This is a genomic window from Tichowtungia aerotolerans, from assembly GCF_009905215.1.
Classification (GTDB): domain Bacteria; phylum Verrucomicrobiota; class Kiritimatiellia; order Kiritimatiellales; family Tichowtungiaceae; genus Tichowtungia; species Tichowtungia aerotolerans.
Genome location: NZ_CP047593.1, coordinates 3,712,268 through 3,728,265 on the forward strand (window position 1 = coordinate 3,712,268; position 15,998 = coordinate 3,728,265).

Annotated in this window: 13 protein-coding genes and 1 tRNA gene; 8 read left to right on the forward strand and 6 right to left on the reverse strand. The window is 52.2% G+C overall.

Annotated features, from left to right (window positions below):
- Positions 1-227: 227 nt before the first annotated feature.
- The 6 genes from GT409_RS15200 to GT409_RS15225 all read right to left on the reverse strand — a co-directional run bounded on the left by GT409_RS15200 (position 228) and on the right by GT409_RS15225 (position 6,145).
- Complete coding sequence (locus GT409_RS15200; protein ID WP_160629901.1) at positions 228-953, reverse strand: endonuclease/exonuclease/phosphatase family protein; 726 nt, start codon at positions 951-953, stop codon at positions 228-230.
- Positions 950-2,188 (reverse strand): UDP-N-acetylmuramate--L-alanine ligase, encoded by a 1,239-nt coding sequence (locus GT409_RS15205; protein WP_160629902.1) that lies wholly within the window; start codon positions 2,186-2,188, stop codon positions 950-952. The genes GT409_RS15200 and GT409_RS15205 overlap by 4 nt, the downstream gene beginning before the upstream one ends.
- Positions 2,173-3,255, reverse strand: a complete 1,083-nt coding sequence (locus tag GT409_RS15210) for a UDP-N-acetylglucosamine--N-acetylmuramyl-(pentapeptide) pyrophosphoryl-undecaprenol N-acetylglucosamine transferase (RefSeq protein WP_160629903.1) — start codon at positions 3,253-3,255, stop codon at positions 2,173-2,175. Before GT409_RS15210 ends, GT409_RS15205 begins: the two co-directional genes overlap by 16 nt.
- Positions 3,248-4,510 carry a bifunctional folylpolyglutamate synthase/dihydrofolate synthase gene (locus tag GT409_RS15215; protein ID WP_160629904.1) on the reverse strand — a complete coding sequence of 421 codons (1,263 nt, stop codon included), beginning with the start codon at positions 4,508-4,510 and terminating at the stop codon, positions 3,248-3,250. Before GT409_RS15215 ends, GT409_RS15210 begins: the two co-directional genes overlap by 8 nt.
- Positions 4,511-4,516: 6 nt before the next feature.
- On the reverse strand, positions 4,517-5,362 hold the full coding sequence (gene accD, locus GT409_RS15220; RefSeq protein ID WP_160629905.1) for an acetyl-CoA carboxylase, carboxyltransferase subunit beta: 846 nt from the start codon (positions 5,360-5,362) through the stop codon (positions 4,517-4,519).
- An 87-nt stretch (positions 5,363-5,449) separates the two neighbouring features.
- On the reverse strand, positions 5,450-6,145 hold the full coding sequence (locus GT409_RS15225; protein WP_160629906.1) for a ComF family protein: 696 nt from the start codon (positions 6,143-6,145) through the stop codon (positions 5,450-5,452).
- Between the two features lie 423 nt (positions 6,146-6,568).
- On the opposite strand from GT409_RS15225, the gene GT409_RS15965 reads away from it, so the two are divergent.
- The 8 genes from GT409_RS15965 to GT409_RS15265 all read left to right on the forward strand — a co-directional run bounded on the left by GT409_RS15965 (position 6,569) and on the right by GT409_RS15265 (position 15,971).
- Positions 6,569-8,230: a type II secretion system protein GspD gene (locus GT409_RS15965; protein WP_233231575.1), complete on the forward strand. Its 1,662-nt coding sequence runs from the start codon at positions 6,569-6,571 to the stop codon at positions 8,228-8,230.
- 29 nt (positions 8,231-8,259) lie between these two features.
- Positions 8,260-9,876, forward strand: coding sequence for a type II secretion system protein GspD (locus GT409_RS15235; protein ID WP_160629907.1), 1,617 nt, complete (start codon positions 8,260-8,262; stop codon positions 9,874-9,876).
- Positions 9,877-10,035: 159 nt separating this feature from the next.
- Positions 10,036-12,189, forward strand: coding sequence for a hypothetical protein (locus tag GT409_RS15240; protein ID WP_160629908.1), 2,154 nt, complete (start codon positions 10,036-10,038; stop codon positions 12,187-12,189).
- Positions 12,190-12,495: 306 nt separating this feature from the next.
- A tRNA-Lys gene (locus GT409_RS15245) sits at positions 12,496-12,568 on the forward strand.
- A gap of 105 nt (positions 12,569-12,673) precedes the next feature.
- Positions 12,674-13,135, forward strand: a complete 462-nt coding sequence (locus GT409_RS15250) for an NfeD family protein (protein WP_160629909.1) — start codon at positions 12,674-12,676, stop codon at positions 13,133-13,135.
- Between the two features lie 3 nt (positions 13,136-13,138).
- Entirely contained in the window at positions 13,139-14,350 is a 1,212-nt protein-coding gene (locus tag GT409_RS15255; protein ID WP_160629910.1) for a bactofilin family protein, read from the forward strand.
- A 3-nt stretch (positions 14,351-14,353) separates the two neighbouring features.
- Positions 14,354-15,370: a flotillin-like protein FloA gene (gene floA / locus GT409_RS15260; RefSeq protein WP_160629911.1), complete on the forward strand. Its 1,017-nt coding sequence runs from the start codon at positions 14,354-14,356 to the stop codon at positions 15,368-15,370.
- Positions 15,371-15,383: 13 nt separating this feature from the next.
- A complete protein-coding gene (locus GT409_RS15265; protein WP_160629912.1) occupies positions 15,384-15,971 on the forward strand; it encodes a hypothetical protein in 588 nt (195 codons plus the stop codon).
- The last annotated feature ends 27 nt before the right edge of the window (positions 15,972-15,998 follow it).

Below are 15,998 nucleotides of genomic sequence, written 5' to 3' on the forward strand. Positions count from 1 at the left end.
AGACCCCTCTCAACCTGTCTGTTTCCCAAAATAACGAAGAAGACAGATTAAAAAGCATTTCACATGCCATCCTGTGTGCAGTTCGCGCAAACAGATACACAAACACGCCCGCACCGCCCCTCCTGGCGCGGCACGTACGGGCATTGAAAAATCTCAGAGATGAACTACTTAGTTTCGCCCATCAACCTGGCAACGGTCAGCGCCGTGGCATCCGCAGACGGCCTTTGTCAAAGAATTGAAAAATCGCAGACAATCGGCAGATGGTCGGAATAAAGAACTTTGGGCATCCAACAGCGCTCAACCTCAATTCCAGGGCTGTGGAAAATAAAATCCAGATGCCGCTTGGGCTTCCAGCTCGGGAACGTCGGCGAATTCGCCGCATGGGCGTTTTTCATCTGCGTGGCGGCGAGAAACAGCCGCACCTCCTGCTCGCCCCAAAGCGCGTTGAAATCACCGGCCACAACACACGGTTTATCAATCTCTTTGATCAGTTCGTAGAGATCTCCCAGCTGGCGGTGACGCAACCGCGATCCCAGCGGAAGATGGATCAGGAAAAAGACCACATCATCCATCTCAAGCTCGATCACCAGACGCTTCATGCCGCGGTCGAAATAGTGAAATTTTTCCTGATGCCCACTATCGCGAACAATAAAAGCGTTTCCCTGCTGATTTAAAACCGGAAGACGATTGCTGAATGAATCTTTACCGTATTTGGATCGATACACATGATAATGCCCAAGCTTCTTCGCCAAGGTCTCAGCCTGATTGGTTTTGCGCGTGCGGTACGAACCCGCATCCACCTCTACCAGTCCTGCCACATCCGGATTCAGTTCGTGCAGGAAACCACTGATCTCTTCCAGCGTCTTTCCATTACGGCCCAAGTATCCCTGAAGCGGAAACTGGATCTTCCCGCCGCCGGTGCCGTATCGAATGTTGTATAAAACAAACCTCATGTACGCGCCCAATCTGCCATCTGTTCAATATCGCCCGCGCCGATGATGAGCAGGACATCGCCAGCTCTCAACTCGCTGCGGATATCCTGCCACGTTTTTTCCAAACATTGGAAAAATTTTATGCGCTTTTTCCAATCATCGGCAAACCGGTTCATCAGGTCTTGAGTCGTACCGCCTTCCAAAGGCTGCTCAGAGGCCGCGTAAACCGGCAGCAGCCACAGTTTCTCCACCCCTTGGAACGCCGGAGGGAAGTCAGGCCCGAGCGCCCTTGTGCGCGTATAGCGGTGCGGCTGAAAAACGCCCAGAAGCCGCTTCGGCTCCAGCGTTTCCAACGCCGTCTGGATCAGCGCCCGAATTTCAGTCGGATGATGCGCATAATCGGAAATCACCGTGTAATCACCCTTAAAAACAGTTTCAAAACGCCGTTTCACCGGCTTCAGATTTTTCAGTGCCTGGAAGATGTCCGCCTCGGTTTTCCAACCTCTGGACACTTCAATGGCGGCCATGGCATTTAATCGATTGTGACGGCCCGGCAGCGAAAGATTCAGCGATTGAAAAGAATACGGAACTGCTTTCGGGTTATCTTTGCAGAGCCGGGTCGCAACAGGATCATCGGCACAATATACGATCTTTTCTCTCGTTTGCGCGATGAACTGACGGAAACAGTTCTCGAAGGACTCGAAACTGTCGTGATGCTCCATGTGGTCGTATTCAATATTGGTAATCACGGCGATGTCGGGATGGTAGTTGGCCACCGTTCCATCCGATTCATCCGCTTCGACCACCATAATCTGGCCGTCACGCGCAACGCCGTCAAAGCCCGCCACTTCGCCTCCAACGCAAAAGCCGCAATCGAGAATCTGGGCGATCATAGACGTTGTTGTGGTTTTTCCGTGCGTACCGCTGACCGCAATCGTAAACCGGTCTTTCAACAGTTCCGGCAGCACATCGCCGCGCCAGCTGACCGGCACCGCAGCGGCCATCACATCAGGATGGGAATCCGGAACTGCGCGGGTTCTGATGATCCATTCGGTTCCAGGCGGCACCTCGTCCAGAACAGAAATCCCTTTCCCCCTGAGCCATTCGGTCTGGCGATTCTCCTGCGCATCGGAGCCGGAAACGACGTGACCATGCTCCTTAAGCAGAAACGCGAGCCCGGCCATGCCGATCCCGCCGATCCCGAGCATATGAATCCGGCGCGGCGCGGAAAGCAGACCGGTTATTTCTTTGCACATTGCTCCACCGTTTCAGCCAGTTTTTCGGCAGCATTGATTGAATCTTCGCGCAGCGCGCGGATGCGCATTTTCCCGAGCCGTTCCGGCTCTTCCATTTGTGTTCGAATATAATCAGCCAGCCACTCAACAGTCATTTCGGACTGCTGCACCACATCGGCAGCCCCCGCTTTTTCCAGCGCACGGGCGTTGGCGGTCTGATGATCGCTCGCCGCATGCGGATACGGGATCAACAGCGCCGGCAGGCCGAAAATACCGAGCTCTGCGCAGGTCGATGCCCCGGCGCGGCAAATCGCCAGATCAGCGGTTTCATACAAGGCAGCCATCTCCTGTGTAAACGCCAGGACGTCTGCATTCATGTCGGCCTCTTCATAGCGCCGCCGAATGTGCGACTCATCAGCGGGACCGGTGAGATGCGTAACGCGCAATGCGTTTTGCGTATCAGGAGCCAGAAGACAAACCGCTTCGGAAACCATTTCGTTTACAGCATGGGCACCACCGGAACCGCCCATCACCAGCAACCGGAATTCCGGGGCCGAGGTCTTGGGCTCAGAACGCCTTTTGAACTCCGGCCGAAGCGGCATACCGGTTGTGACCAGATTCAGCCCTTTCAGATGATAGCGGGTTTCCTCAAAGCAAATAGCGATGCAGGCGGCCTTTCCGGCCAGCATGCGTACAGCTCGACCGGGAATAGCGTTGGCTTCGTGCAGCACCACCGGAATCCCGCGCAGACGGGCGGCCAGACAGGGACCAATGGAGGAATAGCTGCCCATTGCCAACACGGCATCGGGACGATGCCGGAACATGGCAATCCAGCAGCGGATTACGGCAAGGACAATCCGGCAGGCCGTCAGAACAGAACGCATCGGCCCGAACTGGAACCCTTCTGACGGGATCGTGACAACCGGGCCCTTCCAGCCCTGCAGAACGGTGCTTTCCACATGCTTCCCGGAAAGCCAGAGCGTGACGTGATGACCACGGGAACGCAGCGCGCGGGCGGTTGCCAGGCCCGGGAAAATATGTCCGCCGGTTCCGCCACAGGCGACCGCAACATGAAGTTTTTCAGCCATTGAACAGTCCCTGTCTCCTGAGTTCTTCAGCAAGATACAGCGAACCGGTAAAGCAGAGAAGCCGCTTTTTACCGGACTCGACCCAATTGCGGGCGGGCTGCAGATCTTCGATCGGCTCAAGCTTCATTCCAATGGTTTGCCCAACTTCGGCAATTTCCTCAGCACTCATAGCGCGCTCCCCGGGAAGCGTAACGGCGAATGCTTTTTCAGTCGCCGGTTTGAGAGCCGCCAGAATTCCGGCCACGTCCTTGTCTTTCATAAACCCGAAGACAAATCCGTTTCCAAACTTTGGAAAGATTTCGTCCAAGGTTTGGAACAGCGTTTCAGCGCCGTTCGGATTGTGTCCCCCATCAAAGATGATCGGCGGCTTCATGGAAAGCATCTGGAAGCGCCCCGGCCACCTGACGGTTTCGAGTCCTTTCTTCATCTGAAGCTTAAGGCCTTCGATATCGGACAGGTCTTCCAGAGCGGCCACGGCGATGCCGCAGTTCTCGAGCTGATAGCTGCCGCCAAGCGGCAGACGAATGTTGCGGTAGTCGGTTCCGCTGGCTTCGATGTCGACAAGCTGATCGGTGCGGCGACTGTCCAGAACCTGAAAAAATGCGGCCTCTTCGCTTCCAAGGATTGGAACTTTTTTGTCGGCGGCTTCTTTGTAAACAACGGCTTCGGCGGCAACCGGCATCGGCCCGCAAATGACCGGAACGCCCTCTTTAATGATTCCGGCTTTTTCCCATGCAATTTTCTCGAGGTCTTCGCCGAGGTAGTTGGCGTGGTCAAGTGCGATGCGGGTGATGACGGATACGACCGGCTGAATGACATTGGTGGCGTCCCAGCGCCCGCCCATACCGGTTTCGATAACGGCGTACTCCACACCGGAGCGTTTGAAGTGCTCAAAAGCAATCGCTGTGGACAGTTCAAAAAACGTAGCGGGCCGCAAGCCGGTTTTTGAATCGGCAACTTCAACCGCCTGGATCAGCTGATCGAGATTCTCATTGGGAATGTCCTGCCCGTTGACGCGGAAGCGCTCGTTGAAGCGAATAAGATGCGGCGACGTATAGAGTCCGGTCTTTTTACCGGAAGCGCGCAGCACCGACTCAATCATGGCGCAAACCGACCCTTTGCCATTGGTGCCGGCGACATGTATGCTTTTAAATTCCCGCTGCGGATTACCGAGCTGGTCGAGCAACGCGGTAATCACGTCGAGACCGGGCCTGATGCCCAGAGCGGTGCGGGCGAATAGCTGTTCAATATTCATCGAGCACTATGTATCCATCATATAGTCGAGAACAGTTGAAAGGCGCTCTTTGAGTTCGTGGCGCGGAACCACCATATCAATGAGTCCGTGCTTCTCGAGAAATTCAGCGCGCTGGAACCCTTCGGGGAGATCCTGCTGAGTGGTCTCTTTGATCACGCGCGGACCGGCAAACCCGATCAATGCGCCGGGTTCAGCCATAATGATGTCGCCAAGCGTCGCGAAGCTGGCCATGACACCGGCCATCGTCGGATGTGTCAGCACCGGGATGTATGGGAGCCCGGCTTCCGCGTGACGGGCAAGTGCGGCACTGGTTTTGGCCATCTGCATGAGACTGAAAAGTCCTTCATACATACGGGCTCCGCCGGAAGCGCAAACAATGATACAGGGTATTTTCTGTTCGGTGCAGCGTTCAATCTGACGAGTGATTTTTTCTCCCACTACGCTGCCCATGCTGGCTCCGAGAAATTTGAAATCCATAACGCTGATGCCGACGGAGCGACCGTTTATTTTTGCGGCACCGCAGGTGACCGCATCTTTAAACCCGGTCTTTTTCTGATTTGCTTCGAGTTTGGCAATGTAGGAATCCTGTCCGGTAAAGCCGAGCGGATCGGCGGAAGTCATATTGGCGTCCCACTCCTGAAAAGTTCCTTCATCGGCAAACAGGTCAATACGCGCCTGACGGCCGAGGCTGAAGTGATATCCGCATTTTGGGCAAACCTGAAGATTTTCAGCTAACTCTTTGGTGTAAATAATTTCACTGCAACCAGGACATTTTTCCCACAATCCATCGGGCACATCCCGCTTGCGAACCTGAACTGTTGAATACTTCTTTTTGCCGAATCGTAAAGCCATAAGTACCTCTGGAATATTGGAAGAGTGGAGTTTTGGAACACTGGAACCTTCATCCCACCATTCCTCTAATCCATCATTCCATTCTTGTTATCCTCTCGCAACCGTCACCACATAAACAGCTTCTGCACCACCGTCTTTCAGCGCGCCGGCACAGGCATTGACCGTGGCTCCGGTCGTCATCACATCATCTACCAGTAAAATTCTGCGCCCTTCCAAGCGGGCAAAGAAACCGGGTCGAAAAGCGCGGGATACGTTAGCGGCACGTTGGGGAGCTGTCAAACCCGTTTGAGTTGATGTCGGCCGAATCCGGCGCACACTCTTTTCCTTATATAGGAGCCCTTCCCGACGAGCCAAAGCTGCCGCTAAAAGAGCTGACTGATTATAACCCCGATCACGCTGCCGACTCGGCCAAAGCGGAACGGGAACAACCCAATCAAACTCAACGTCTTCATATTCTGCCCGAACGCAGGCTTCCAGCAAATCGGCTAAGTCATCCACAAGCCACAATGCGTCTTCATATTTTAAAGCCCGCAGCGCTTCGCCAACTCCACCCTCGTAACGGACAGCAGAGCGGGCAAAATCAAAATGTGGCGTCTGCCGGCTGCAGGCAAAACAGGTGTAGTCATGCTGGACGTCGCCGGCCACAGGATCACCGCAGCAGTGACAGAATGGAGGCTCGACCCGGGTCGTGTCTGCATAGCAATCCCAGCACAGATAACGAAAGGGATTCGGTGACGGCTGTCCGCACCCGGCACAGTTCCTTGGATAAAGCAGGTCTAACACGAATAAAAATTACTTTACTCATTAAAAAAATCGATGTTTTTGTAGGATTAAGAAAAAAAGTCAGGCGATCCTGCCACCCTTTCTATGCAATCCAGAAGTATTTTTCCGGCAGAGCACAAAAAAGCTTAAATTCGTCATGCCCTTCCCCATGAATGAATTATGAAAAGAAACTTCCATTCATGCTGCAAGCGATCTGTTTTCAAGCTCGCAGATATGAGTCCGAAATTCACTGTTGAAGAAACAAAAAACATCAATTTAACACGCAATATTTCGCTTTAAGTTTTGACATTCTCATCAATATTCTAGACGATCTCCTGTCTTTTATCAGAATTAGGCTAAGGATGTCGTTAAAGGCAGATAAGCTTTAGCGGGAGAAGAAGAATGCCGGTTCTGGAATGTAAAACCTATCAGGAGGAACAGAGGATGCGAAAGTTAGCAATGGGCATTGCAGTACTGCTTTATCTTGCAGCGCAAAGCGGCACAGCCGAAACGATCATTACGGCTCAGGATTATGCAGTGGACAGCGATGTTGTACTGGAAAGTGCACTGCAGGAAATTAAGTCTGCTCCGCAGGACACAATCGATTTTACCGGCGATGCTGTAAAATACGTCGCGGATGAAACCGTCATCGCCGTTGAAGGCGTTAAAGCGGCTTTCAAATCCAATCCGGTCGATCAGGTTAAAAAAGATGCACTGCTCGATGTTGCCAACGCGTGGGACTCATCCAACGACATCGTTTTCCGTTCCTATAAGATCAGCAGAGCTGTCAGCGAAGAACTCGTCGCCGGCGCCGGTGCTGACGAGACAGATGTAGTCGATGTGACTGCCGCCTTCTACGGCATCGATTTCCCCACAAAATCATCGGCGTACCTTCGCCCGGAATTCAACCGCCTGTTTGTGCGCAACACACTGGACAACATTCTTTCCATCGAAGATGTGCTGGCCGAACTTCACAGTGCAGAACGCGAACTGATGGGAAAACAGGTTTCTATTGAAACCAAGTTTGTGGAAATCAACCAGAGCTCACTCAATGAAATGGGCTTCAACTGGTACTTCGAAGGAAAAGGTTCTGACGGAACCGGCGCTGCAGGAATCTTTGAAAATCTGGTTCTGCCTGCTGGACAGAACCTCCTCTCTTCCGGGCTTCGCAATGCATCCGGCGTCTTCGGAACCGACGCCACCGCCGGCACGCTGGCATTCAGCAAAACCGCTGGATCTCTTCGCTGGAGCATGATGATGAATGCACTGGAACAGACAGAAGATGCCGATGTGCTCTCTGCTCCGAGCATTGTGACCCGCGACGGATCAACCGCCAGCATCATGGTTGGTGAAGAACGCACTGTTTCCTCCGGCTTTGATGTCAAGAACTCTGAAAGTTCGCTTTACGTCGAGCACGACCTCGAAATTGAAAACATGGGTGTGATGCTCGAAGTGACTCCGGAACTCCGTTCCGACAGTTTGATCGACCTCGAACTCAACCCGAAAGTGGTTGATCTGATCGGATACGACGACTATCAGGTGCACCCCGACGCCGCCATCAGCCCGATTCAGGGTAATATCCTGCGCAACTCCATGATGCAGGGACGCTATCCTGTTATTACGGGTACACTTGATGCTGCAGGAAACTTGGTTACAAACAGCATTGGATTCCTGTATGACGCGTTGCTTGATAATGCCACAATTTATAAAAATGACGGAAGCCCAGGAGCAGCAAAAGGGACTACGGACATTAATGACTCACTCTACAACTCACCTCGTTACTACGAACAATTCCGTGAATTTGACCACGATGATCTCCCGCAGGCTCCAGCGCTGTGGGGCCGCATGCCCTACTACCGTCTTCGCGAAATCGAAACACAGGTCACCGTTGCTGACGGAAGCACAGTCGGCATGGGCGGTCTGATTTACGACAAACTGGAAACCTACCGCGACAAAGTCCCGGTACTCGGCTCCATCCCGTTCCTGGGCCGTCTCTTCCGCTCTGAAGGAGAAAAGAGCGTCAAACGCAACCTGATGATCTTTGTCACCGCCACACAGGTGGACGCAAACGGACGCAAAGCATCGGACCTCGCCCTGAAGAAATAAACACGGTCTGAATTTAAGGAGAAACTATCATGCGAAAAACAATCTTTATTACAACAACCGTCCTTTTGGCGGGTTTCAGTTTCGCTCAGCAGCAGTCTGAAAGCGTCGAAGGCATTCTGAACGAACTTGGCGGTCTGCAGACTGAAGCCGCGTCAATGTCGGCACCGGAAACGGCAATACCTGCAGTTGCTGAAGAAGTACCTGCCGCCGAACCCGTCGTTGCAGAAGGAACGGTTGATATTCCGGCCGTTATCGAAGACAGCCGTGATGCCTATGCTATGGGTGAATTTGAGCGTGCTCAGCTTGGGTTCAAAAGAGTCATTGCTGCCTCCCCGGAAAACATTGTGGCCCGGATGTACCTTCGTAAAATTGCCGAACGCGATCAACGCAAGGTGGAGGTCAGCGGCATGCAGGCCGTTACCGCCGGATGGAACACGAGCCTGGTGCTGCGCTCCTACTCGGTCTCTTCCGATTCTGCTGAAAAAATGGAACTGGGCGACGTAGAAGGTCCGGTTGATGTAAGCGCCAAATTTCCGGAAGTTGAATTTCCGGAAGGTTCTGCCGCGATGTACCAGCCGAAGATGGAAAAAATCTTTGTCCGCAACACCGTTGAAAACCTGACCATTATCGAAGAAGTTCTTGAAGCAATGGATGTCGCAAAAACATCCGAAGATGTAGAACAGGTCGAAATCGAAGCGAAATTCGTCGAAGTCTCTGAAGGAACACTCGAAGCCCTTGGCTTTGAATGGAACTTTGATGGAACTGTTGGCAGCGGTATCGAAGGTGATGACATCCAGATCAGTGATGGAGTTGACGGTCTGTTTGCAAAAGCCCTTCGCGGTGGTTCTGATGAAACCCTGCCCTTCAGCCAGCCGAGCACGCTTGGTGCTGGATCGATCGGAGCAGGAACTCAGTCCGGCCTGAACGAAGACTGGACGGCATTTGATATCTCAAACAGCTTCAGTTCCGAATCAGCAACCCTGGCTCTGCGGAACAACGGCAGCAACCCGCTGGATCTTTTGATCAGTGCTCTGGATCAGTCCAGCGGTGCAGATGTTCTTTCCGCTCCCCGCATCGTTACTAAAAGCGGTGAAGAAGCTGTGATCCGTGTAGGTCAGAAACATATTTACCCCGAAGTCTACGAACCGAATGCTTCCGGTGGTAATATTGTTCACGTCAAATACGAAGACTGGGAAGAAAAACTACTGGGTGTTGAACTGACCGTGACTCCGCAGGTAGACGGCGACCAGATCGAAATGGAACTGAATCCGAAAATCACTGAACTGCAGGGTTGGCAGACCTATGATGTTGCCCCGAAAGACTCCGCTTACACCTGGTACCAGTACCGTATCGGCCTGAAATTCTACCATGACGCCATTCAGGCCAGACTGCCGATCTTCCGCGTGCGCAATATCGAAACAGAAGTGACCATTGCTGATGGAGCAACCATCGGCATGGGCGGGCTCGTCAATGAGCGAATTGAATCCTATGAGGACAAAGTTCCCTTCCTGGGCAGCATGCCGCTGGTTGGACGCCTCTTCCGCTCCGAAGGCGAGCGCGCTGTCAAACGCAACCTGATGATGTTTGTAACGGCTAAAAAAGTGGAACCGACCGGACGCATTAACAGCGCCCGCTCTTTCCAGTAACAAACTGAAACTTCAGTTGAACCGGCGAAAGGGAGGGCTCCGGCAGGCCGGACCCCTCCTTTTCGTTAAAACATCAGAATACAGCGTGCCCGATCGGTAACTCGGGTTGATTTGAAGAACTGCATTCGGTGAAAGTCTGACTTTACCGGGAGAAATGAGATGAAAAGATTTGTACTGTCGACCCTGCTGCTGCTGACTGCCTTGTCTGCAAAAGCAGCCCAGTCCGCGACGAATGTCTGGGTAGATACCTTTACCTTAGAAATAACGAAAATCGCCCAGCCTGCAGTTTCCACAAACGATATAACCATCGATGTGGCGGAAGGCGGAACCGCAACAGCCGATTTAACACTGACCAACAGTGGTAATGTTTCTGTGTCATATTCGTTGACCTTTGAAGGAGCCTCTTCTGCCAGCTACTCGGTAATCACCCAGACTCAAAGCCGCGCCTCATTCCTTCCGGCAGAACACGCGCCCGAGACCGTTCTTACAAACTGGAGCGGTAACTCTTCCGAGGCAGAAGATATCAGCTTTGATATGACTGTCTTTGGCAACAGCTACACCGGCTTTTCGGTTAATGCCAACGGCTCCGTTACTCTGATTAACAGTGCTGGAGACACTGCAACAGTCAGCCCATTTGAAACCACCGCTTTTGATCCGAAAACTGTACGCTTTAAGAAAACCGAATCCCGACTGATTATTGCCTGGGGTGTAAATCCAGATGAACTGAACTCAGGCATGTTTCAGGTTTGGCTCAATACAGACAATACAATCCGCTTCCTCTACGAAAAAACATCTTTCGGCATTGGAACCATTTCCCTTCTGGACTCTGAAGGACATTCCCAGACGGTTAACCACACTCCCGGGCTGCTTTCATATGAAAGTCTTCTACTGACACCCCAGGCATGGTTTACCGCCATCCCGACGAGCGGAACGGTTTCCGGGTCCAAACAAAGCACAGTAACTTTCGCTGCGAATGCTGAAAACCTTGCTCCCGCTTCATATGACATCACAGCTCATGTTCTCTGGAGCAATGGAGACAGCAATGAAGTGTCCGTAACCGTGAATGTAGACGCCGAAACACTGAAACTCACTCTTCCCCCGGACGTCACCTTTTATGGAATGGCAGGACTGATTACCCGCACAAATGTCACTGTATCCAACACGGGAAATGCCCCGTTGACCTACAGCATTATCTACCCAGACCTGCAGGCAGCTTCTTACTCTGCTGATCAGGTTGATTATGCAAACAAATGGATCAGCGGCGGAAGCACAGTCCTGAGCGGAGAACTTGGAATCGATTCCTTTGAACTTGAATTTCCATTCACTTTCTTCGGCACCACCTACAGCAGCCTGATCATCAATGAAAACGGCTCACTGTCACTGGGAGGCAGTGCATCGATTAAAGTGCTCAATGGTGACTTGGAGTTTGATGATGATGCATCCGTTTCAATTTACAACAACGCAGCAGGAACCTGGAGTGCCATCACCTGGAAAAACATGTCTCCAAACGGCAGTCTGGAAAACTACACCTTCCAGGCCGTTTTGAACCGCGACGGAACTATTCGTTGCAGTTATAAACATCTAGAAGAAAACTGGATGAACGGAGTTATTCAGGTCACGGATGGAGTAACCAGTGTTTCTGGAACCCTCACCAATGAGACCACCGTAGTTACCGAAACTGTCGTTGACAGCATTGACATCATCGGTACCAACTATTTTGGCTCTGGTGATGCAAGAATTGTGGACAGCTATATCTACGCGACGAATTATACGACAACCACAACGTATACAAATGAAATAAACAACCAGGCCGTTCTGTTCACTCCGGGCAAACGTCAGGTGATCACCGCATCACCTCTGACGGGCACACTCGTTTCCGGAGCTTCAAAAATGATTACCCTCACCGGTGATGCGCGCAGCCTGGACGCCGGAGGCAGCAGTGATGTAAGCGTAAATACAACGCTGAGCTTCACTTACTCAGGAAGCACTGATGATCTCGACGTAACGTTCGTTGCCACCAACAGCGCGGACTCGGCCTACCCGGCACTGTCTGCAAATGCGGTTGCCGATATGTGGGGAACATCAGATGAACCGAATATCTGGACAGAACAGGATGAAACCGGATCCGCCCGCACCGTCTACTGGCCGGAACCCGAAGATTCCCTAAGCCGTGTTTACTATGTCCTGTACACCCCAAGCCTGGTCGAAGAGTTTTACCAGATTGCGGTTGTCACAAATGAGTGCGTGTTTGTTGATGAAGATTCCGAACGCATCAGCAATCCTCAGGGATACTACAAGGTGGATGTTGAATAACCCACCTATCCTGTTCAACAAAAGCCCTTTCTTTATCGGAAGGGCTTTTTTTATGGACTGCAGAGGTTGCTGAACCTGTCCTGCTGCATACAAAGGACAATACTTCCGTACAAACAAAACAGCGTAAAGTCATCATACTCTTTGGGGAAACAGGCGATCCGGCCTTTACCAAAAAGGTAAAAACGTCCTGTAAATACGCATGTCCGGCCCTTTTTTCGAACACAGAACAAATCAATTGAATTTTTTTCATCATTGCTTTTGACAACTCGCCTCCGCTTCTCTACCTTACTCGCTCTTCTGTTTTACGGGCCGGTAGCTCAGTTGGTAGAGCATGTGACTTTTAATCACAGGGTCCTGGGTTCGAGTCCCAGCCGGCTCACTCTTTTTTGAGAGTGTTTCCCCTTCGAAACAGAACTCTATTCAGAGTCAAACACCGCTATTTTTGTATTCCATCACAGCACAAGGCAGGTAATATCAAAGCCCTATGAGCTGGTACATTACTCTACTTGTTTGCGGATTGTTTTTGATTGGAATCGAAATTTTTGTGCCAGGAGGTGTGCTCGGCATTTTCGGCGCAGCAGCATTGATCGGAGCAACCATCATTGGATTTAATATTTTCCCAATATGGGGAGGATGGCTCAGCCTCTTCGGCATACTCTGTCTCGCGGGACTGGCCCTGTTCATCTGGTTCCAGTATTTTCCGAAAAGTCCGGCCGGCAAAGCGCTGTCTCTCTCTCAGGAGATTGGAAAAAAAGATCATGACGAAGCGACCTGGGAACCCGGGATGACCGGAACAACACTCTGTGAACTGCGACCGGCCGGCAAAGCAGAGGTCAACGGAAAGCGGCTGGATGTAATTGCTGACAACGGAACATGGATTGCGCATGATACCCGCATCGAAATTGTCCGCATATCCGGCAATCGAATTTATGTAAAGGAAGTCTGAGATTTGAAAGTTGCAACCCAAATATTGAAAGCCCAAACAGGGTTCTGTCGAAAAAAAAGCCGCCCAGGGAAAAAGGCAGGAATCGCCGCCTTCCTTTTTGCTGTCGGCCTCTGTGCGCACGCCATTGAATTTGTCCAAACCAACCAGTTCATTATTCCCGGCGATCAGTTCGTGTCTGAAGAGACATGGCTGTCTGCCCAATCCATTGCAATTTCAGGAACGGTCTCCAATGATCTGTTCGCAACCACACAGAATGCAGAACTGAGCGGAAACTTCCACGAAGACGTCTGGTGCATCGGCGACAGTATTCATGCTCAAGGCACCTTTCAAAACAGTGCACGCCTGATTTCCCGAACCGTACAGATACAAGGAACCGTGTATGGACCGGTAATGGCCGTCGGCAACACGGTAAAAATTGACCGGGAAGCCGTTCTGAACAACGGTCTTCTGTGCATGGGCGAAAATACCATCATTGAAGGGACGATCACAGGCAACGTAAGAGCCTTTGCGCAACGCGTTACACTGGGCGGGAGCATCACTGGAGATCTTGTTCTCACTGCACAGGAAATCGTCGCACTTCCGGGAACCGTCATCAATGGAGACCTGTCATACGCAGCGCCAAACGATCTGGTGCTGCCGTCTTCGGTGATCCTGAATGGATCGCTTCGCAAGCAGCTGGCGGCTCCGGCTGCACGCAAGCTCTTCAAAGCCAATATCACGGGACATTTTCTGTTCGGACTGGCAGCGCTGGTTACCGGTCTTGTTTTTTCTGGAATCTTCCCTCGCTATACCGGTGCAGCAATCCACACATTAAGAACCTCAACCGGTTTATGTGCAGTAATCGGATTTGCAGCGCTCGTTCTGATGCCAATGGCGGCCTTCCTAATGCTGTTTACGGTGATCGGGTTCCCGCTGAGCATTCTGATCCTGCTGTTTTATTCAATTCTGCTGTATCTCAGCAAAATTATCGTCGCACTGTGGATTGGATCGCTCATTCTGGGTCGAAAAGGTTTTAACAAACGCCGTGTCGGCGGACCAATGGCTCTAGGCATGCTGGTCCTCTACACCCTCACTCTTTTTTCTCCGGGCTCATTCCCGATCAATCTCATAATCATTCTCTTCGGCCTCGGGGCATTGATCACTGCTCTTTTCAAAAAACCGATCCCGATCATTCTTTCACCGGAACCGGCCAACGAAATCAAACAAGGAGACTAAATCATGAATATTCTTACCATCCTAAGCATTATTGTTCTGCTGGTCGCCGCATTCGTCTTCATTATCATCCTGTCAGTGGCCGCTGCCTGGGTGCAGGCGTGGGGCTCCGGCGCCAAAGTCAAAATCTCAAGACTGCTGGGAATGAAAATCCTGCGCAAAGTGCCGGTCATGCTGGTCACTCGTGCACGCATTCAGGCCGCCAAAGCAGGAATTGACATCAATACCGACCTCCTGGAAGCACATTACCTTGCTCGAGGAAACGTGATGAATGTGGTCCAGGCTCTGATTGCTGCCGATAAGGCCAACATTGAACTCAGCTTCCAGCAGGCCGCCGCCATCGATCTCGCCGGCCGCGACATCCTCGATGCCGTCACGACCAGCGTCAACCCCAAGGTGATCGACTGCCCGAATCCTGAAAAAGGCAACGCATTCCTCGACGCTGTGGCGAAAGACGGAATCCGTCTGCTCATCAAAGCCCGCGTGACCGTTCGCACCAACCTTGAACAGCTGGTCGGAGGAGCCACCGAAGAAACCATTATTGCCCGCGTCGGACAGGGAATCGTCAGCGCCGTTGGATCGATGGAGTCCTACAAAAACGTGCTGGAAAACCCGGACCACATCTCTCGCAAAGTACTCGACAGCGGTCTCGACGCACAGACCGCCTTTGAGATTGTTTCCATTGATATCGCCGATGTCTCTGTGGCCGGAACTGCCAATACCGCCAATGTCGGCGCCCAGCTTGAGACCGAACGCGCCGAAGCCGACAAAAAGATGCGTCAGGCCGAAGCCGAAGGGCGCCGCGCCATGGCCATTGCAGCCGAACAGGAAATGCGCGCCCGCGTACAGGAAATGCAGTCTAAAGTAATCGAAGCGCAGGCCCAGGTTCCGCTGGCCATCGCTCAGGCATTTAAAGACGGCAACCTCGGCGTGATGGACTTCTATAAAATGCAGAATGTCATGGCCGACACCTCTATGCGCGAATCGCTCGCCGGAGGCGATGAAGAAATCAAAGGCGAATAAAACAGGTGCCTGAATGAAATTCATTGCAGACATCAACCTGGATGCCCTGATCCCGCTCATCATCGGGGCATTCTGGATTATCGCTCAGATTGCGGGAGCGGCAGCCAAAAAGAAAGGTGCCCCGCCCCGCCCCCGTGCAGCTGATCATGAAAACAATGAAGATCCATTCGCCGAACTGATGCGCAGACTGGGCGGCGTGCAGGAATTCAAAATTCCGACACCGCCCGAGCCGATTGATCTGCCGGATGAGCATCCATGGAAACCGGGCGATATTGAAGCGCTGCCGGACATGACCCGCAAGACTCCGGCGACAGCAAAAACAATCCAAAAAACTCCGCCCGTTACCGACGTCAAACCGATTGAAGTACCCGCCATGGATCTTCGCCCATCCATGCGATCCTTCAGAACCGCCATGCCGGCGATGAAACTGCCGGCGATGAGCCTGAGTGTCCAACGTTCGGAAAGAAGCATCGGAACAGTTCCAACCATTGGAAAAATCATCAATCCAGATGATCGCCGCACCTTACGCCGGGCCATGCTCGGTCACATCATTCTCGGCAAACCGAGAGGACTGAACAGCTGGAGCGGCGGGAATCCATGAATTTCCACAGACAGTGACGCAAACAAT